General features: G+C 31.0%; 15 protein-coding genes and 1 other RNA gene. 8 read left to right on the top strand and 8 right to left on the bottom strand.

Annotated elements, in window-relative coordinates; genetic code table 11:
- Positions 1 to 68 precede the first annotated feature (68 nt).
- Together N456_RS06640 and gyrA are read right to left on the bottom strand one after the other, a co-directional pair.
- On the bottom strand, positions 69 to 1,343 hold the full coding sequence (locus N456_RS06640) for a tetratricopeptide repeat protein (RefSeq protein ID WP_062055186.1): 1,275 nt from the start codon (positions 1,341 to 1,343) through the stop codon (positions 69 to 71).
- A gap of 26 nt (positions 1,344 to 1,369) precedes the next feature.
- Entirely contained in the window at positions 1,370 to 3,913 is a 2,544-nt protein-coding gene (gene gyrA / locus N456_RS06635) for a DNA gyrase subunit A (RefSeq protein WP_062055184.1), read from the bottom strand.
- Positions 3,914 to 4,294: 381 nt separating this feature from the next.
- Here gyrA and N456_RS06630 point away from each other — a divergent pair, with 381 nt between their 5' ends.
- The 3 genes from N456_RS06630 to N456_RS06620 all read left to right on the top strand — a co-directional run bounded on the left by N456_RS06630 (position 4,295) and on the right by N456_RS06620 (position 8,831).
- Positions 4,295 to 6,850: an ATP-dependent Clp protease ATP-binding subunit gene (locus N456_RS06630; RefSeq protein WP_062055182.1), complete on the top strand. Its 2,556-nt coding sequence runs from the start codon at positions 4,295 to 4,297 to the stop codon at positions 6,848 to 6,850.
- 204 nt (positions 6,851 to 7,054) lie between these two features.
- Positions 7,055 to 7,429, top strand: coding sequence for a hypothetical protein (locus tag N456_RS06625; RefSeq protein ID WP_062055180.1), 375 nt, complete (start codon positions 7,055 to 7,057; stop codon positions 7,427 to 7,429).
- Between the two features lie 199 nt (positions 7,430 to 7,628).
- The gene (locus N456_RS06620; RefSeq protein WP_062055177.1) at positions 7,629 to 8,831 is read left to right on the top strand and encodes an IS256 family transposase; all 1,203 of its coding nucleotides are present in this window, start codon (positions 7,629 to 7,631) and stop codon (positions 8,829 to 8,831) included.
- 187 nt (positions 8,832 to 9,018) lie between these two features.
- On the opposite strand, the gene rny is transcribed toward N456_RS06620, so the two are convergent.
- From rny to glf, 5 genes are all read right to left on the bottom strand, one after another.
- Complete coding sequence (gene rny, locus N456_RS06615; RefSeq protein WP_062055175.1) at positions 9,019 to 10,587, bottom strand: ribonuclease Y; 1,569 nt, start codon at positions 10,585 to 10,587, stop codon at positions 9,019 to 9,021.
- 53 nt (positions 10,588 to 10,640) lie between these two features.
- A non-coding RNA gene (ssrS, locus tag N456_RS06610) (6S RNA) lies at positions 10,641 to 10,748 on the bottom strand.
- Between the two features lie 55 nt (positions 10,749 to 10,803).
- Positions 10,804 to 11,094, bottom strand: a complete 291-nt coding sequence (locus N456_RS06605) for a cell division protein ZapA (RefSeq protein WP_062055173.1) — start codon at positions 11,092 to 11,094, stop codon at positions 10,804 to 10,806.
- Between the two features lie 7 nt (positions 11,095 to 11,101).
- Positions 11,102 to 11,392 (bottom strand): hypothetical protein, encoded by a 291-nt coding sequence (locus tag N456_RS06600; protein ID WP_062055171.1) that lies wholly within the window; start codon positions 11,390 to 11,392, stop codon positions 11,102 to 11,104.
- Between the two features lie 95 nt (positions 11,393 to 11,487).
- Positions 11,488 to 12,603, bottom strand: a complete 1,116-nt coding sequence (glf, locus tag N456_RS06595) for a UDP-galactopyranose mutase (RefSeq protein ID WP_062055169.1) — start codon at positions 12,601 to 12,603, stop codon at positions 11,488 to 11,490.
- Between the two features lie 338 nt (positions 12,604 to 12,941).
- Here glf and N456_RS06590 point away from each other — a divergent pair, with 338 nt between their 5' ends.
- From N456_RS06590 to N456_RS06580, 3 genes are read left to right on the top strand one after another with little or no spacing between them, the layout of a single operon-like run.
- The gene (locus N456_RS06590) at positions 12,942 to 14,009 is read left to right on the top strand and encodes a glycosyltransferase (RefSeq protein ID WP_062055166.1); all 1,068 of its coding nucleotides are present in this window, start codon (positions 12,942 to 12,944) and stop codon (positions 14,007 to 14,009) included.
- A 41-nt stretch (positions 14,010 to 14,050) separates the two neighbouring features.
- Positions 14,051 to 15,739: a M23 family metallopeptidase gene (locus tag N456_RS06585; protein WP_062055164.1), complete on the top strand. Its 1,689-nt coding sequence runs from the start codon at positions 14,051 to 14,053 to the stop codon at positions 15,737 to 15,739.
- Between the two features lie 13 nt (positions 15,740 to 15,752).
- Entirely contained in the window at positions 15,753 to 18,221 is a 2,469-nt protein-coding gene (locus tag N456_RS06580) for a TonB-dependent receptor (protein ID WP_082422455.1), read from the top strand.
- 3 nt (positions 18,222 to 18,224) lie between these two features.
- Here the strand turns inward: N456_RS06580 and N456_RS06575 are convergent, their stop codons facing one another.
- Complete coding sequence (locus tag N456_RS06575) at positions 18,225 to 19,373, bottom strand: cysteine desulfurase family protein (RefSeq protein ID WP_062055160.1); 1,149 nt, start codon at positions 19,371 to 19,373, stop codon at positions 18,225 to 18,227.
- A 179-nt stretch (positions 19,374 to 19,552) separates the two neighbouring features.
- On the opposite strand from N456_RS06575, the gene N456_RS06570 reads away from it, so the two are divergent.
- Both N456_RS06570 and N456_RS06565 read left to right on the top strand, forming a co-directional pair.
- Positions 19,553 to 20,458: a hypothetical protein gene (locus N456_RS06570; RefSeq protein WP_062055158.1), complete on the top strand. Its 906-nt coding sequence runs from the start codon at positions 19,553 to 19,555 to the stop codon at positions 20,456 to 20,458.
- 19 nt (positions 20,459 to 20,477) lie between these two features.
- Positions 20,478 to 21,494 carry a hypothetical protein gene (locus tag N456_RS06565; protein ID WP_062055156.1) on the top strand — a complete coding sequence of 339 codons (1,017 nt, stop codon included), beginning with the start codon at positions 20,478 to 20,480 and terminating at the stop codon, positions 21,492 to 21,494.
- Positions 21,495 to 21,594: the final 100 nt, after the last annotated feature.

The following is a 21,594-nucleotide window of genomic DNA, read 5'->3' as shown; positions in this document are numbered from 1 at the left end:
CAAAAGACCATCTAAAATATATTTTAGATGGTCTTTTATGTATTAATTTTTAGATATTGAATATATTATTAATTACCTCCTTCTAATGCTTTAAGCTTACTCTTCATTTCAGCAGCTTTAGGATCATCAAGTTGATAGAATATATTCATCAATGTACGTATTGCATCTATATTATCAGGGCTATTTTTTAAAGCTCCCTCTAAATATGGCACTGCACTTTTATATAGATTTTCTCTTTCTTTTGTAAGTACATCATATCTCTTATTATCTTTAGAAGATGTTCCTAAACCATTCATTTCTTCTACAATTTTAGTCTCTTTGCTTAGTATCATAGAAGCAATATTAATCTGTGCTGCAGTATAATCTGGTTTTAACTTTAATGCTTTCTCATAATAACTAAGTGCTTGATCATTATCTCCTAAACGAGAAGCACTAACTCCCAAATTATATAATAAATCAGGATTTTCTGGATCATTAGCTACGATCTTTTCCATGATCTCTTTATACTTTGCGACGTTTCCTAATTTATAGTGTATATCTGCTTCTCCTTGTAGTAAAGCTGTATCCTCTGGGTTTTCTTTTTTAGCATCTTCTATTGCAGCTATAGCTTCTTTATCTTTACCTTGAGTCATGTATATTAAGGCAATATTTTTTGCTATTTCTCCTCTTTTAGATGTTAATTTACGTGTTTCAGGCTTGATGTATGCTCCTGACTTTACAGAAAAATCTCTTGTTTGTTTTGAATCAAAAGGCTCTACTTCTCCTGTTTCTTTATTAGTCGCTACGAACTCTGTCTTTATTCCACTAAATCCTATTGTTTTTAATTCTTCATAATACTTTAATGCATCATCATAGTTTTTACCATTAACAGCATTACCTGCTGCATAATATAGGTATGTAGTATCAGCTTTATTAGTTTTATATCCTAAATAAAGTTTTTCTGAAGCTCCTTTATAATTTTTCGAATTCTGATCTTTAATTGCATTTTCAACTAAAGATTGACGTAATAGTTGTATTTTTTGATTTGCATCAGCACTATACTTAGATCCTTTTGCTGCTTTTTCTATTTCAATTGTTTTATTGTAAGCATTAGCTGCACCTTCTATTTTTTCTAAAGATTCTCCTGCGGAAGAGGCTAAAACCTGTCCTTTAAGATAATAGTACTGTGCTTTCATTTTTTCATCAGCAATATTCAGCTGTCCTTCTGCTGCTTTTAACGCTTCACTAGCGACATCGAAATTACCAGATTTTATAGCCTTCGAAGCTGATTTTAATGCCTGTTTCTGGGAGAACCCAATAGCACTAAACGCTAACATTAGTACTACGATAAATTTAGTTTTCATTACTTGTGTTTTTAAATAAGATTTAATTATTGTTCCGTTTTATTATCAATATTCGTGCCATCAGAAGCTGCGTCAGGATTTATGATAGAAGAATCCTCTTCTTCTATGCTTCCATCTTGATCTATATCATCTTCATCGTGCATAACTTTTGCCACTGCTGCAATAGAGTCTTTACCTTTTAAATTAATAAGCCGAACTCCTTGTGTTGCACGCCCCATAACTCGTAAATCTTCTATAGCTAATCGAATAGCAATTCCAGATTTATTTATAATCATAAGATCATCTAAATCAGTTACATTTTTAATCGCAACTAGATTCCCTGTTTTTTCAGTTACAGAAATAGTTTTAACACCTTTTCCTCCTCTATTCGTTATTCTATAATCTTCTAATTTAGATCTTTTTCCATATCCGTTTTCTGAAACCACTAAGATATTACTATCCATTTCATTTACTGCAACCATTCCAATCACTTCATCTGCATCATTAGCTAATCGTATACCTCTTACTCCAGATGCTCCGCGCCCCATTGGTCTAGTTTTCTCCTCTTCAAATCGTATTGCTTTACCTGATTTTACCGCTAACATCACTTGGCTTTTACCATCAGTTAGTTTAGCTTCCAAGAGTTCATCATCATCTTTTATAGTAATAGCATTAATTCCATTTGTTCTTGGTCTTGAGTATTGCTCTAAGGATGTCTTTTTGACCTGACCTTTTTTAGTTGCCATAATGACATAATGAGAATTAATATACTCTTCATCTTTAAGATCTTGAGTACAGATAAAAGCTTTTACTTTATCATCATTATGGATATTAATCAGGTTTTGGATAGCCCTACCTTTAGAAGTTTTACTACCCTCTGGGATTTCATATACTCGCATCCAGAAACATTTTCCTTTTTGGGTAAAGAATAACATATATTGATGATTGGTCCCTACAAATAGATGTTCTAGAAAATCTTCATTACGTGTAGTACTTCCCTTTTGTCCTACTCCTCCCCTATTTTGTTTTTTATACTCATTAAGAGAGGTTCTTTTTATATATCCAGCATGTGAAATGGTAATCACCACTTTCTCATCAGGAATCATATCTTCTATGCTTAGATCTCCTCCTGCATATTCTATCTGAGAACGACGTTCATCACCATACTTTTCTTTTACTTGAGCAAGCTCATCCTTAATGATTTGCATTCTGCGTTCTTTCTTATCTAAGATATCTTTAAGATCTTCGATAGTCTTCATTAATTCGTCATACTCTGCTCGCAATTTATCTTGTTCCAGACCTGTTAGCTGACGTAGACGCATTTCTACAATCGCTTTTGCCTGTATTTCAGATAATTCAAATCGTTTAATTAATTTCTCACGGGCTTCATCTGCATTAGAAGAAGCTCTAATTAGTGCAATTACCTCATCAATATTATCAGAAGCTATAATTAAACCCTCTAATATATGAGCTCTTTCTTCTGCTTTTCGTAATTCATATTTGGTTCGACGAACAACTACCTCGTGTCTATGTTCTACAAAGTAATGGATCATCTCTTTTACATTCAATAACTGAGGTCTTCCATTAACTAGTGCTATGTTATTGACGCTAAAAGAAGATTGTAATGCTGTATATTTATATAAAAGATTTAAAACAATATTAGGGATTGCATCTCTTTTTAATATATATACAATACGCATACCCTTTCTATCAGATTCATCACGTATAGTAGCAATACCGTCGATCTTTTTATCATTAACTAGGTCAGCTGTTTTTTTAATCATATCGGCCTTGTTAACCTGATATGGTATCTCGGAAACAATAATACACTCTCTTCCATTTACCTCTTCAAAACTTGCTTTAGCTCGTATAACGACCCTTCCTCTACCTGTTTTAAAAGCCTCTCTAACACCATCATAACCATAAATTGTACCTCCAGTAGGAAAATCTGGAGCTTTAATATATTGTATCAGCTCATCAACTTCAATATCATTATTATCGATATATGCTACAGTACCATCAACAACTTCACTTAAGTTATGAGGAGGCATATTTGTAGCCATACCAACCGCAATACCAGAAGCTCCATTAATCAATAATCCAGGAACTCTTGTCGGCAAAACCGTTGGTTCTTGTAATGTATCATCAAAATTAAATGTATGATCTACTGTTTCTTTTTCTATATCTGCAAGCATATCTTCTGATATCTTACGCATTCTTGCTTCTGTATAACGCATTGCAGCAGGGCTATCCCCATCAACAGAACCGAAGTTACCTTGACCGTCTACTAGCATATATCTTAGACTCCATTCCTGAGCCATACGAACCATAGTATCATATACCGAAGTATCACCATGAGGGTGATACTTACCAAGTACCTCTCCTACAATTCTTGCAGATTTCTTGTGAGCACTATTTGCTTTAACACCTAATTCATACATCCCATATAAAACACGTCTATGCACGGGCTTAAGACCATCTCTAACATCTGGAAGCGCACGAGATACAATAACAGACATTGAATAATCAATGTATGCAGATTTCATCTCATCTTCTATATTGATGGGTATAAGCTTTTCTCCTTCAGCCATAAAAATTTATTTTATTCTAAAATTGATTAATTAAACGCGCTAATTTAAGTAAATTAGGACAGCTTTAACATCTAATTACTTATGTAATATACGTAATTTATTAACAATAGTAAGGACATATTTAGTTAATAAGTCTATTATATTCGATTTTGATTATTAAAGCTTTTTTTGTCTATTTACCCAATAGAAGTAAAAAAATAATGCATATAGAGTTTAAAGATATGGATAGAATTAATGCTTTTTTAGAACTAAAATTTCATGACAAAATTTCATTTTACTAGTAGATATATGTTAATGATCGATTAAAAGGAATAGTTTTTGTAAATGTAATTCTAAAAATTACTATTTTAGTTATAAAGAACAAAGAAAGAGAATAATTTTATGGATGATAATTTTTCCCCTAGAGTTAAAGATGTTATTGCGTACAGTAAAGAAGAAGCACTACGGCTAGGGCATGACTTTATTGGTACAGAGCATCTTATGCTAGGGTTATTACGTGATGGAAGCGGAAAAGCGATCAATATCCTTGATGCTTTAGATATAGATCTAACAAACCTAAGAAGAAAGGTTGAAATTCTCAGCCCTGCAAATCCTAGTATTGCGATTGCCTCAAATGAGAAAAAAAATTTACATTTAACAAGGCAGGCAGAAAGAGCTTTAAAAACTACTTTTTTAGAAGCAAAATTATTTCAAAGTTCCTCTATTAATACTGCTCATCTTCTATTATGTATTTTGAGAAATGAAAATGACCCAACTACAAAGCTTTTAAATCGTTTAAAAGTAGATTATGATAACGTTAAAGACCAATTTAAGTTTATGATTGCTAACGAAGACGAATATATAGACAACCCAAAAGCAGAATCTTTCTCAGAAGATGACGACTTAACAGGAGACTCCGCTAAAGAAAACCCTTTTAATTCTCCTACCGGAGGTAATAAAGCAGGAAAAAAATCTAAAACTCCTGTTCTGGATAATTTCGGTCGTGACTTAACAACCATGGCAGAAGAAGGTAAACTTGATCCAGTAGTAGGAAGATCAAAAGAGATAGAACGAGTATCTCAGATACTTAGTAGACGTAAAAAAAATAATCCTCTATTAATAGGAGAACCGGGAGTAGGTAAATCTGCCATTGCAGAAGGGCTCGCTCTAAGGATAGTAAAGCGTAAAGTTTCTAGAATACTATTTGATAAAAGAGTTGTAACTCTTGATTTAGCTAGCTTAGTTGCAGGAACAAAATATAGAGGACAGTTCGAAGAACGAATGAAAGCAGTAATGAATGAATTGGAAAAGAATGATGATATTATTCTTTTTATAGATGAAATTCATACTATTGTTGGTGCTGGTGGAGCAACTGGAAGCCTTGATGCCTCTAATATGTTTAAGCCTGCTTTAGCAAGAGGAGAAATACAATGTATTGGAGCAACAACACTAGATGAATATCGCCAGTATATAGAAAAAGACGGTGCTTTAGAAAGACGTTTTCAAAAAGTAATTGTAGAGCCTACAAATATTGAAGAAACAATAGAAATTCTTAACAATATTAAAGAAAAATATGAAGAACATCATAATGTAAACTATACTCCAGAAGCTATTGAAGCTTGTGTAAAGTTAACAAATCGATATATGACAGATCGTTTCTTGCCAGACAAAGCTATTGATGCTTTAGACGAAGCAGGATCTAGAGTACATATCACAAATATAGATGTTCCTAAAAGAATATTAGATCTCGAGAAAAAACTTGAAGAAGTAAGAGAACTTAAAAACAGCGTCGTTAAAAAACAAAAATACGAAGAAGCGGCAAAGCTTAGAGATGATGAAAAAAATCTTGAAAAAGAATTAGCTACGGCTCAGGAACAATGGGAAAAAGACTCAAAACTACATAAAGAAATAGTAAACGAGGATAATGTAGCAGACGTAGTATCAATGATGACAGGGATTCCTGTAAATCGTATTGCCCAGACCGAGAGCAATAAACTTGCAGAATTACCAAGCCTCATTATGGGAAAAGTTATTGGGCAGAATGAAGCCGTTAGCAAAGTTGTAAAAGCAATACAACGTAATCGTGCAGGTCTTAAAGATCCTAATAAACCTATCGGATCATTTATATTCTTAGGTCAAACTGGGGTTGGTAAAACACAATTAGCCAAAGTACTTGCCAGAGAGCTTTTTGACAGTGAAGATACTCTTATCCGTGTTGACATGAGTGAGTATATGGAAAAATTTGCAGTTTCAAGACTTATTGGAGCTCCTCCTGGATATGTGGGTTATGAAGAAGGAGGGCAACTTACAGAAAAAGTAAGAAGAAAACCATACTCTGTTATATTATTAGATGAAATTGAAAAAGCGCATCCTGATGTTTTTAACATGATGCTTCAAGTATTAGATGATGGATATCTTACTGATAGCCTAGGTAGAAAAATTGATTTCAGAAATACTATTATTATTATGACTTCTAATATTGGAGCTCGTAAGTTAAAAGATTTTGGACAAGGAGTTGGTTTTGGAACTACCGCAAAAAAAACACAAGCAGACGATTACGCCAAAGGGGTTATAGAAAATGCCTTAAAAAAAGCATTTGCTCCTGAATTTTTAAATCGAGTAGATGATGTAGTAGTATTCAACGCATTAGAAAGAGAAGATATTCATAAAATTATTGATATCGAACTAGATAAGCTATATGGTAGAATCAAAGGCCTTGGATATGACTTATCTCTAAGCGAAAAAGCTAAAGATTATATCACAGAAAAAGGATTTGATAGACAATATGGAGCTAGACCTTTAAAAAGAGCTATTCAAAAGTATATTGAAGATGCTCTAGCCGAAGAAATTATTAACTCTCAGCTAAAAGAAGGTGATAGTATTTTTATGGATATGGATGACGATGCAGGAGAATTAACAATTAAGATAAAAAAGGCTGAAGAGTCTACTGAGTCATAAAACTAATTAATGATCAAAAAAGCTACTATTATATAGTAGCTTTTTTTACATCATAAAAACATGACATTATATAGTTTAATAATGAAGTATAAATGCTTTCAAATAATTTGCTATATATTCTAAAATTACAAATAAATAGCTCATTTCTATAACACAAATTTCATATCAAAATTGACTTTTAAAAAAGCTAATAAGCAGCCTTCGATGATTATTTCATACGACTCTAAATTTTCTTATATAGAAATATATGACAACTATTTAATAGCAGTTATGAAAGAAGGTATTACTATACTACCTGAACACAATGATAGTTTAGTAAAAATTGTAGAAAAACATTTTAAAAACAAATACTTCGTCTACATCACACACCGTATCAATTCATATACAATAAACCCCATTATATACTTTGAAACAGCTAAAATTAAAAATTTAGTTGGGTTCTCTGTAGTCTCCAACGATCCAAAACAAAAAATGCAAACCAAAATAGAAAAGGTCTTTTATAATAAAGAATTTATGCAATTCGAAACCATGGAAGATGCTTTAGAATGGAAGGATATGATTTTAAAAAGATATAAATAGTAATGCTAATCTCATGCATTAATTTTATCAAGACAGTATCAATACTTCTATTTTTTTTCGACAAACAATAAGTTATTCAGAGATTTTTACGATTGGTAAATACCATTGGTAGTGTCCAATAAACTGTGTAAATAAAAATTAGGCGGGTTTTAAAACCCGCCTAATTTTTTTTGTTTAATTTTAATAACACAGTTTTCTTATGGAAGATTTAAAGAAACAATTTTTAGAAAGTGGCTTACTGGATGGTTTAAAGACCGAAGCCGAGTTAACCAGTTTATTAAAACAGCTTCACAGTACTGCTTTAGAATCAATGTTGCAGGGAGAACTTGATGCTCACTTGGGTTATCCCAAGAATGCCAAGAACCTTACCAGTAATGCTCGAAACGGAACCACTAGTAAACAGGTCAAGACTGAATTTGGTAAAAGCCAGATTACGATTCCTAGAGATCGTCAAGGTAGTTTTGAACCTATTGTGGTGCCTAAACACAAAAGCAACTCCTTATCAGTTGAAAACATAGTGATCTCTCTTTATGCTAAAGGAATGAGTGTTTCTGATATTGAAGATGAGTTGCAAGAAATCTACGGATTTAAACTCTCTACTTCAGCGATTTCAATTATTACTGATAGGGTTAATCAACACGTTCTAGATTGGCAGAACAGGCCTTTAGAGAATGTGTATTGCGTGGTGTGGATGGATGGTATTGTCTTTAAGGTTAGACAAGCTGGAAAAGTAATAAACAAAACCATTTATCTAGCCGTTGGGCTTAATCGAGAAGGTCGTAAAGAGCTCATGGGAATGTGGCTTGGACATAATGAGTCTGCTGCATTTTGGCAAGGCGTACTTACTGATATGAAAGCTCGTGGGGTAGAGGACATTTTGGTGACTGTAACAGATAATCTTAATGGCTTTACTCAATCTATCAAAAACGTATTCCCAACAGCAGATACTCAGGTCTGTGTAGTGCATCAAATACGCAATAGTGCACGTTATGTAGTCTGGAAAGACAAAAAAGAATTTACTGGAGATATGAAGCATATTTACAATGCTCCAAATAAAGAAATGGCCAAAGTAGAACTAGATCGATTCGCAGAAAAATGGAATGACAAATATCCTTATGCGGTGCAATCCTGGCAAAGAAACTGGGAGGAACTCACTGTATTTTTTGACTTCCCAATAGAGATCAGAAAGATTATTTACACTACCAATCTTATCGAAAACCTTAATGGTAAAATCAGAAAGTACACTAAAAATAAAATGGCATTCCCAACAGATGATGCCCTTAAAAAATCAGTATATCTAGCATTAATGCAGAGTACTAAAAAGTGGACAGCTCCAACACCCAATTGGGGATTAATACTTAATCAGTTCTTAACTATATATGAAAAACGGGTTCAACTATAAAAAGTTAAACCCGCTGAAATTTTATTTACACAAAATTATGGATACTGTCATACCATTTTTAGTTTTCCTCTCTTATTTTATGATTTCCATAACATTGCATAATTCAAAAAAACCAAGAAAGGATAATACATTATAATGTATTATCCTTTCTTGGTTTTTCGTCTTATTAAAACTAAAATGCGCGTTGCTATTTAGCAATATTGACAGCTCTTGTTTCTCTTATAACTGTTACTTTCACTTGGCCAGGATATGTCATATCTGTTTGCACTTTTTGAGAAATTTCAAAAGAAAGACTTGCTGCTTTTTCGTCATTAACTTTTTCACTTTCTACAATAACACGTAGCTCTCTCCCTGCTTGAATTGCATAAGCCTTCTTAACTCCATCAAACCCAAACGCAATACCTTCTAAATCTTTTAATCTTTGTATATAAGAATCTAGCACTTGTCTTCTTGCACCTGGTCTAGCACCACTAATTGCATCACATACCTGAACTATAGGTGATATCAAAGATGTCATCTCCACTTCATCATGATGAGCACCTATTGCATTACAAACTTCTTGCTTTTCTCCATATTTTTCTGCCCACTGCATTCCTAATATAGCATGAGGAACTTCTGTTTCTGTATCAGGTACTTTACCAATATCATGAAGCAACCCTGCTCTTTTAGCTAATTTAGGGTTTAATCCTAATTCTGCCGCCATAACCCCACACAGCTTAGCTACTTCTCTAGAGTGCTGGAGAAGGTTTTGTCCGTAAGAAGATCTATATTTCATCCTACCAACAGTCTTTATTAATTCTGGATGTAATCCATGAATACCCAAATCTATTACTGTACGTTTCCCTACTTCAATAATCTCTTCATCAATTTGTTTTCTAGTTTTTCTTACTATTTCTTCTATTCGTGCAGGATGAATTCTTCCGTCTGTAACTAATTTATGTAATGATAAACGAGCTACTTCTCGTCTTACAGAATCAAAACAGGATAAAATTATAGCTTCTGGAGTATCATCTACTATTATTTCCACTCCTGTTGCTGCTTCGATAGCTCTAATATTCCTTCCTTCACGTCCTATAATTCTACCTTTTACATCATCACTTTCTATATTAAATACAGAAACACAATTTTCTATAGCCTCCTCTGTACCTATTCTTTGAATCGTGTTTATAATAACCTTTTTTGCCTCTTGTTTAGCTGTTAGTTTTGCTTCCTCAATAGTATCCTGAATCAGTGCCATAGCATCTGTTTTCGCTTGTCCTTTTAGAGATTCTACAAGTTGCTCTTTCGCTTCTTCTGCAGATAATCCTGAGATAACTTCTAATTGTTGCACTTGACTCTTATGCAGCTTCTTAACTTCACTTTGTTTCTTTTCTAAATAATCCTGACGTTGATTACTTTCTTTTATTTTAGCTTCTAATTCTGTATTAAGTTTTTTACTTTTAGACAATTCATTAGAGACCTGCGATTCTTTATCTCTTGTTCTTTTTTCAGCCTCAGCTATTTTTTTATCTCTAGATAATATTACTTTTTCGTGTTCTGATTTTAATTCAATGAATTTTTCTTTAGCTTGTAATATTTTATCTTTTTTAATAGTTTCTCCTTCGTTTTTTGCATCTCTTAAAATACTTTCAGAAGATTTCTTAGCATTTTTAATCATTTCTGACGCTTTGTTGCGTTCCATAACTTTGGCAATGATAAACCCTATCACTACTCCTGCTATCGCAGCAACTATCAAAAATACAATATTGTTATCCATAATTAATGTGAGTATTTATATATAAAAAGCCTACACTAGTAAAGGTTTTGTATAAACTCTGTAAAAACAGGTTTAGGGCTAACAAATTGCTCAAGGGTCCACTCAATGGCGGCATGCTTTTACAACTTAAACTCACCCTTTTTAATTAATTCTTGTTGAGTTTATCAAAATAACAACTAGTGCAGGCAGTAATTTTATTATTTATTTTTAAAAATATTATGATAAATTATCATATAGCAAATCATTTAATTCATTTAATCTATTTGCTATAGTATCCATATCATCATTTTTATCTATAGTTTTTTGTTCCACTTTTGTCGCAAACTGTAAAGCACACATTGCTAATACATCTTGCTTGTCTCTAACCGCATAACTTTGTTCGAATTGCTTAATCATCACTTCTATACTCTTTGCTGCTTTTCGTAAACCTTCTTCCTGATTAGGATTAATCGTTAATGGATATATCCTATCAGCAATAGATAACTTAATTTTAAGTTTTTTTCCCATAGTTTACTTATTCAGAAAGTTGAGATATACACATATCAATCTCCCTAATTAAGGCATTTATCTTAAGCTTAGTTTCCCTCTTATATTTATCACTGCCTAACATTGCATTAGCATTTTTGAGTGCAGCAAATTTCTCTTCCCATTGCTTTAATTGATCCAATTGAGATTCTGAATTGGATTCTAATTCAACAATTCTCGTTCTTAAGTCATCATTTTGCAACTTCATTAACTCATGCTTATGCAACAACTTGCTTATCCTATTTTCAAGAGAATCAATAATTTCAATTAAATCACTCATTATAACTTTTACACAATACTTCGTTACACAAAGTTAACATACCAATTGAAAAAACCCAATAGTTTTTAAACTAATTTTAAAGCCATATTTTATTACTATCCAATCTTAGAAATTTCTGCTACTTTGGTTAATGATGATGCTATAATTTGATGCATATCATAATATCGATATTCTGCTAATCTTCCTCCAAAAATTACATTCTTTAATTTTTGTGATTCTTCTTTATATTTTTTAAATATCTGCTGATTTCTTTCATTATTAATAGGATAGTAAGCCTCTTTTCCTTTATCCCAGTTTTCTGGATATTCTTTTGTTATAATTGTTTTCTTTTGACTACCAAATTCAAAGTGTTTATGCTCAATAATTCTAGTAAATGCATATGATGCATCATTATAATTTATAACTGCATTTCCTTGATAATTTTCGGTTTCGTGTAATTCATTTTCAAAACGTAATGATCTATACTCTAATTGTCCATACTTATACTCAAAAAACTCATCTATTTTGCCCGTATAAACAACTTTATCTGCTAACGATTCTAAATCTATTCTATCCTTAAAAAAATCAATATTAGCTTTGGTTTCGACACCTTCTAATAATCCATTAATTATTGTATTATACCCTCCAATTGGTATTCCTTGATAAGCATCATTAAAATAATTATTATTATAGGTATACCTCACTGGCAATCTTTTAATAATAAAAGCAGGAAGTTCTGTTGCTTTTTTACCCCATTGTTTCTCTGTATATGATTTAATAAAAGTTTCATAAATATCCTTACCTATTAAAGATAAAGCTTGTTCTTCAAGGTTTTTAGGAGATTTTGTACCGTATTGCCGTATTTGCTCTTCAATTATCGCTTTTGCCTCTTTTGGTGTTTTCGTACCCCATAATTGATAGAAAGTATTCATATTAAAAGGTAAATTATACAGTTTCCCTTTTGACAATGATAAAGGAGAATTTATATAATTATTAAAGGTTGCAAATTGATTGACGTAATCCCATATTTTTTTATCATTAGTATGAAAAATATGAGCTCCATATTTATGCACATTGATTCCTTCTTTTTCCTCACAATATACATTCCCTCCTAAATGCTCTCGTTTATCAATCACAAGACATTTTTTATTACGTTTTGTCATTTCATGAGCAAAAACACAGCCAAACAGCCCTGCTCCCACAATTAAATAGTCATATTCTTTTTTTTTCACTAATATTTTATTTTTTGTTTAAAAAAACATCTCATTATTATTTGAATCATCAAAACTACTACTTTTAAAATGATTTTATAGTAAATACCTATTTAACCTGAAAAGACCAACATTCATAACACCTTATATTTTCCTATAAAACAAAACTTTACTATACTTCCTTATAGCTTTATTTTATATACTATGTGATGTTATAAAATTCAAATCATATCTTTGATGTTTTTAAATCAAACTGGGATAATAAACACATTAAAAAAATCATCTGCGATAATATTCTAAAGAATATGGTGTAAAAAATAAAATGTGTGTATCTTTCTGCAATAAATTTACATTTTTATATGAAAGGATATTTCATTTCTAGAAACTACAAATCCCTTTTTAATGCTGCTGGTAAAGCAAAAACTGACTGTGAGTCTATTCTTGCAGAAATGGGATTTAAGAACCTTGGGTTTAAACAATCATCAATCCCTAACTCTGCTATTGGTACCATCAAAAATTTCTTAGGTATAACTTATGCATTGTTACGGCTACCATTTAATAGTACTTTGTGTACTCAATATCCCTTAAACAAATTTAGAAGTTATGTTTTAGGCATTGCTAAATTAAAAAGATGCAACATTATTACAATCGTTCATGATGTAAGATATTTAAAAGGCAGAACTGGTAATTCTGACAAAGAGTTACAGAAAATAATCTCATCAAATGCAATTATTGTACACAATGATGCTATGAAAAACTGGTTTCTGGAACAAGGTGTTAAAATACCTATAGTTGTACTCGGAATCTTTGATTACATATTAAATGATGGATTACCAGATCAAAATAATGCCGTTACAGGAGAAAAACCTCATGAAATAGTATATGCCGGAGGTTTTGGAGAAGGTAAAAATTCTTATATCTATGATCTTGATGTATTAGATAAAAAAGATTTTACAATGAATCTATATGGTATTGGATTTAATGATGATAAACTAAAAACTAATAAAGAAGAGTCTATATTATCATATAAAGGCGCATTTCCTTCTGATATAGTAGCATATCATATTAAAGGATCTTTTGGCTTAGTTTGGGATGGTATCTCTACAAAAGAATGTAGTGGGCAATATGGTCAATATCTACGATATAACAATCCTCATAAGACTTCATTATATATTTTATGCGGATTACCAGTAATTGTATGGGATAAGGCTGCTATAAGTACTTTTATAAAAGATAATAATATAGGCTTTACAATTTCAAATCTAGATGACTTAAGTGATAAACTAAAAAACTTATCTACAGAGGAATATCAAAAAATGAAAAAAAATGTAAATCAAGTTAGAACAAAAATCATTTCTGGAGGTTATTTAAACGATGCAATCAATCACGCTTTAAAAGATAGTATCACTCATAAAAATGACAAGTAATTTTAGTAACAATTCATAAAAATAATACACCCCCCGCTTTTATGAAAAAAATTATAATATTTCTTTTATTCAGTTTCTCTTTTTGCTATGGACAAAAGGAACTTTCTAAAGATTATTTTATACATCCTTTAGATATTCCTATAGTAGCTTCAGGAACATTTGGTGAATTAAGGTCTAACCATTTTCATTCGGGTTTAGATATGAAAACGCAAGGAGAAGAAGGTCTTAATGTATATGCATCTGCATCTGGAAGAGTAAGTAGGATAAAAATTTCGCATGGAGGATATGGAAAAGCTATATACCTAACTCATCCTAATGGTTATATTACAGTATACGCACACTTAAAAAAGTTTGCTCCAGAGATTGAAGCTTTTGTAAAAGAAAAACAATATGCAAAAGAATCTTATGAAATAGAACTTTACCCTAAATCTGGCTCTTTACTCGTTAAGAAAGGAGATATCATAGCCTATAGTGGTAATACAGGAGGTAGCTCTGGCCCCCATCTTCATTTTGAAATTAGAGACCCAAGATCTAGACCTATGAATCCTATGAGTTTTGGTATAGAAGTAAAAGATACCAAAAAACCTATTGTAAATAGTCTATGGGCATATAGTTTAGATAAAAACACACATATTAACGGAACTCAAAAACCAGTAAAGCTGAGGCTTATACCTCAAGAAGATGGAAATTTTAAAGCAGAAAGCATAACTGCTTATGGTAAACTAGGTTTTGGTGTATCTACGATAGACAAACAAGATTTAGCCGCTAACAATAATGGAATATATAAAATTAATACACAAATTAACGGGCTACAAAACTTAGAAATAGAAATGAATCGTTTCTCCTTTGCAGAAACACGGTACATAAATCGACTTATTGATTTCTCTTATTTTAAAAAATATAAAAGTAGAATAACCAAACTATTTATAGAAAAAAATAACCCACTAACTATTTTTAAACAAAAAATTGATAATGGTATTATTATCATAAAAGACAGTCTTTCCTATACATACACAATACATCTTAAAGATTTTAAAAATAATACCACAACAATCAATATTCCCATAGAAGGAAAGTATAATCAAACAATCACAAAAACTGAAATCACAAAAACTCCAGAGTATGCCAAAGCAAATGAAAATTATACTTATAGTGGAAGTATTTTTGACATTTTGATTCCTAAAGGTAGCCTATATGAAGATACATATCTAGATATCGTAACTAATGGAGAAACAATTAAAATTCATAATAATAAAACTCCACTACACAAAAACATGACAATTGTTTTTGATGTATCTCGATATAAACAAGAAGACAAAAAGAAACTCTATATTGGCAGAGTAAATAAATCTAAAAAGCCATATTACACTAGAACATTAAAGAAAGGAAATCGATTCTCTACTAGAACACGTATTTTTGGAACTTATGCTCTTTTTACAGATAGTCAAAAGCCAACAATAATGCCTATCAATGTAGCTAACAATAAATGGATCTCAAAAGCAACACATTTAAAAATAAAAATCAATGATTCAGAATCAGGAATAAAAAGTTATAGAGGAACAATCAATGGAAAATTTATTTTATTAGAATACGATTATAAAACCGGAATGCTAGTTTATGACTTTAATGATAAAAATAATATCAGTTCGGAAAATAATTTTAAACTTGTTGTGTTAGATAATGTAGGTAATCGAGCAACATTCGAAACCACATTTTTTAGAAAACTTTAAATACTAATATTTTTTGAAAACTAAATATCTCTACTTCTTGATTTATCTGATAGTATTCAGTGTATCTTCTATAGCACAAAATGCAACAATAAAAGGTATCGTTCTTAATGAAAATAACATACCGATTCAGGGAGCAAATATCACCTATAATAATTCTGGAACACAGTCAGATAAAAATGGTGTTTATCAACTGAGTATTCCTTCTAATCAAGAAATCCAAGTTAGTATTTCTCATATCAGTCTAAAAAATATGCAGTTCACTATTAAACTTGAAGAGGGACAGGTATATGAATTAAATCCAATATTAAAAACAGATGTAGAACAGATAAGTGAAGTTTTGATATCTGGTAGGGAGAAAAAAGTAGTAGAAGGTATTATAACACTAGATCCTGAAACCATAAGAACCACTCCCTCTGCTAATGCAGGTGTAGAAGGGCTTCTTAAAAGCTTACCTGGAGTAAGTTCTAATAACGAATTAAGTACACAATACTCTGTTAGAGGAGGAAATTATGATGAGAATTTAGTATATGTAAATGAGATCGAAGTATATCGTCCTTTCTTAATTAGATCAGGACAACAAGAGGGATTAAGTTTTGTAAATACTGATTTGGTTCGTAATGTCGATTTTTCTGCAGGAGGATTTCAAGCTAAATATGGAGACAAACTTTCTTCTGTTTTAGATATCACCTATAAAAGACCAACTAGATTAGGAGCCACGATAGACCTTAGTCTTTTAGGAGGGAGTATTTCTGCTGAAGGAATTTCTAAAAACAAAAAGTTAGCTGCAATTGTAGGTCTACGATACAGGGATAATAGTTTATTAGTAGATGCTAAAAACACGGAAACTAATTTTCAACCAAGGTTTGCTGATATACAAACATATCTGTCATACAATTTCTCTAGCAAATTCGAACTAGGATTTCTTGGAAACTTAGCACTTAATACATATGATTATAAACCTATTAAGGAACAAGTAAATTTTGGAACACTTCAAACTATAAAAGCACTAACTGTACTTTATAATGGACAAGAAAAAGATCAATATCAAACGTATTTTGGTGCATTAAAAGGAACTTATAAGGCTAATGACAATCTAACATTAAAACTGATTGCATCAGGATATCATACCCAAGAGCAAGAGCATTATGACATTTTTGCAGCCTATGCATTAGGAACTGTAAATACCGATATCGGCAGTGAAAATTTAGGGCAAGTAGAATTTAGTGAAGGAGTAGGATCACAATTAACACACGCCAGAAATGATCTGGATGCATTAATATTTAATATAGAACACAAAGGAACTTATATTGCAGACCAGCATCAGTTTGATTGGGGAATTAAACATACTTCTGAAGATATTAGAGATCGCTTACAAGAGTATGAAGTAATCGATTCTGCTGGTTTTTCTATAAGACCTCCACTATTAGATTTTGTAAATAATCAACCCTATAATCCTTTTGTATCTCCGATCACTCCTTTTACGAGTGTCAGAGCTACAAATAAAGCTAAAATTGATCGTTTTTCTGGATATGTACAGTACAGTATCCGTTCTCATATAAAAGAAAATGAAATCTGGGCCAATATCGGAGTAAGAGCACATAATTGGAATATTTCGGGAAGTACTATAAACAGTTCTGATTCTCAGATTGTTTTTAGCCCAAGAGCTCAAATTGCAATCAAACCTGATTGGAAAATCGATATGATTTTTAGAGCATCCGGAGGATTATATCACCAACCTCCATTTTATAGAGAACTAAGAGACTCATTAGGAATAATTAGACCAGAAGTTAATGCTCAGCAATCGATACATATAGTTTTGGGAAATGATTATAGTTTTTCAATGTGGGAAAGACCTTTTAAACTAACATCTGAGATATATTATAAAAAATTAACTGATGTAAATCCATACACAATAGAAAATGTTAGAATACGATATCGTGCCAGAAATAATGCTGAAGCCTATGCTCAGGGTATTGATATAAGACTTAATGGAGAATTTGTCCCAGGAACTGAAAGTTGGATTAGTATTGGATATCTAAAAACCGAAGAAAATATTGATAATCGTGGATATATATCACGTCCAACAGATCAACGGTTAAAAGTTGGAGTATTATTTCAAGATTATGTTCCGTCAATCCCAAACCTAAAAATGTATCTAAATATGGTGTATCAAACTGGTGTACCAGGTGGATCTCCTAGTTATGTAGATCCATATAATTTTCAAACAAGACTACGAGATTATCGTAGAGCAGATTTAGGAGTGTCATACATTATTATAGATAAAAGTAAGAGGCTAAAAAAAGGGCATTTTCTCAATACATTTAGAGAGTTAAGCTTAGGAGTTGAAATTTATAATATATTTAATAATCGTAATGCAATTACAAATACATTTGTAAGAGATGCTGCTAGTCGACGTCAATTCTCTATTCCAAATTTTTTAACCCCTAGAGTTTTTAATGTCCGTTTAGGTATGAAGTTTTAAAATTTAACTTTCTATAAATTTTTTCAATATCTCAACAACATAGTCTACTTCTTTTTTTGTATTAAATTTTGAAAAAGAAAAACGTATCGATGGCTTTTGTAAGTCTTCTTCAGAAAGAATTTCAGTCAATACATGTGAGCCTTTACTACTTCCACTCTGACATGCGCTTCCTTTTGAGCATGCTATACCATTAATGTCTAAATGAAATAATAGTATTCCGGATTTTTCATTAGATAATGGAATGCACACATTAATTAATGTATATGTACTCCGATCTAGATCAGAACAACTAGCATTAAATTTTACACCTTCAATAGTATTTTTTAATGTATCTATAAAATACTGTTTTAAATCTTCAATATATGCTTTTTCTTCTTGCAGGTTCTCATATGATAACCGCAGTGCCTCATCCATCCCTACTATATTATGAACACTTTCTGTTCCTGCACGATACCCTCGTTCTTGTTCTCCTCCAAAAATCAAAGGTTTTAATCCTGAGTTTTTACGAATATATGCAAACCCCACTCCTTTAGGACCATGAAATTTATGGGCACTTACTGCTGTAAAATCTATATGCAACTTACTTAAATCTACATCATAATGTCCTATTGACTGAACCATATCACTATGAAAAAGGGCTTTATATATATTACATAACTTCCCAACACGCTCTATATCTAATATTGTTCCTACCTCATTATTAATATGCATTAAACTTACTAATGTTTTCTCTTCAGAAGAACTCAATAGTGATTCTAAATGCTCATAATCTATACTTCCTTTAGCATCTATTGCAACATAACTAACTTTTATAGCATTACAAGATTCAATCTCTTGTACTGTATGCAATACTGCATGATGTTCAATTTTAGATGTTATAATATGCTTAACTCCTAAGTCTCTAACAGCACTATTGATAACCAAATTATCAGCTTCAGTTCCTCCAGAGGTAAATATAATTTCCGAAGATTTTACTCCTAGATAATTAGCTATATTTTTACGTGTTTGTTCTATATGATTTTTTGCAGATCTTCCATATCCATGTATCGAAGATGGATTTCCAAAATCGTCTTTTAATACTGAAACCATTTTCGCAATAACTTCTGACCTTACCTCTGTGGTAGCAGCATTATCAAAATAAACTTTTTGCATATAATAAAATAATTAATCGTTTAGTAGATGATTATAAATTTTATAAAAACAGAACTATAATTTTATAAAATTTCCTTTTTATATATGTACAAAACTAATCTAAATAAAATTATTTTAGACCAGAGACGTTATAATCTTTCAATTCCTTTACTTTTGTAAAAAAAAATACGCATTCTGACATGAAAAAACTGTTTTCATTTCTAATTTTATTATTAATTTTTAATTCATGCGATGATGGTGATATTATAATTACCGGATTTGAGTTTGATGAAACTGATTTACAACTCTGTAAAGGATCTAAAGAAAATGAATTTGTTTTTTTTAAGATTAATCAAACTATTAATGAATCCATTTCTTATAATTTTATTCATGAAAATTTTTCTGATACTATAGCTACATCAACAGCTATAATTATTGAATTGAATGATAATAATAGTAATTTACTATATAGAAAATTTAACACAAAAGTAACTAATAATTATTTTTGTGGTAATGTTCCCTCTAATGAAATTAGAATAATAGAAGAACTAATCGCAATCAAAGGAATATCTGAAATTAGCACTAAAATTATCGCCGAAGATGATAATGATGGTATCCCTGCAGAACAGGAAGATCTAAACAACAATGGAAATCTAGATGATGATGATACTGATAAAGATGGCATCCCTAATTATAAAGATCAGGATGATGACAATGATAATATTCTTACTAGTGTAGAACTACCCAATGAAATACCTGGTGATGATTCTCCTAGAGATACTGATGGTGATAAAATACCCGATTATTTAGATGATGATGATGATAACGACAAGATTTTAACTCGAAATGAAGATGCTAATAAAAATGGAAACCCTAGAGATGATACAGACCCAGTTTCTGGAAAATTATTTTATCTAGACTCACAATCTACTAATAAATCAGTTGATGTAGACATAAACCCTAATAATACTGTACAAACAACATTTAGAACTACAGTATCTATAAATAACCTCATTTTTGATCGTAGTGATCAAAATTTTAAAGACAAAAATTTCTCATTTGGTTTTAGGGATATTACCATACCAAAAAAAACTAAAAAGAAATAGACCTTGACATATAATCATCATGAATAAAATCTTTTATTATATATCTTTTATCGTATTAATATTTAGTTGTAGTGAAGGCGATATTATCGAAACTAATATCAGTAGTTTTGATACTAAACTAGAAAACTGTTCTAATGCTGATAAAAAAACTTTTGTATTTTATAAAGTAGACAAAGATAAAAAACGTTCCTTATCTGTTAATTTTACTAGTGCAACTTTTGATATCACACCAGAAACTAATTCTATTTCTGTAACCAAACCCACAACAATACCTCTTAATGCAGATGGTAACAAATTAATTTATAGAAAATTTTCTTCTCCAATTTCTAAATCTGATTATTTTTGTAATAGTGTCCCTCCGAATAATATATCAATTACGGAAGAATTAATAAGTTCTGATGGAACTCTTGAAATTAGTTATACAGAGTTAGAACCTGTATCGACTACTCAAAAAAGATTTATTCGTACAATAACAGTAAAAAATGCAACTTTAGAAAATGACAATGTTACCATCAGAAAAGAAATACTAGTTATAGGTACTGATACTATTGAAGCTAATATAAGTACAGATTTTAGCGGAACCCTAAAAAATTGTCCCGAAACCAATACTAATACTTTTGTTTTTTATAAATTAAATAAAGATAAAAATAGAGCTACCAGTACTAATTTTACAAGTAATAGTTTTAAAATCAACCCTGAAATTCATACTATTTCTGAAAAAAAACAAGATATAATCAAATTAGATGACGCTACCAATAAGGTAACATATAGAGAGTTTAGTTCTACTATCCCTGACAATGATATAACGGAAGCTTTTTGTAACAATACACTACCTAATACTATTACAACTACAAGAAAGCTTAATAGCTCTAGTGGTTCCATAATAATTACATATACAAAACTAGACCCTCTAGATGAGAAAAGTAAGTTTATACGTACGTTTACTCTAAAAAATATTATTTTGCAAGGCGATGGTCCTTCCATAGAAGTAGAAACACAAACATTAGGGACTGATACGATACCAAAAACACCTTAAAACAAAATACTTATATACCATAAAAAAACTAGATAAGAATATATATTCTTATCTAGTTTTTTTATGGTACTAATTCTAGAATTAGCCTTGTATATTAATA

It is taken from the genome of Aquimarina longa SW024 (assembly GCF_001401755.1).
GTDB lineage: Bacteria > Bacteroidota > Bacteroidia > Flavobacteriales > Flavobacteriaceae > Aquimarina > Aquimarina longa.
This window is presented reverse-complemented; position numbering and strand designations above follow the sequence as displayed.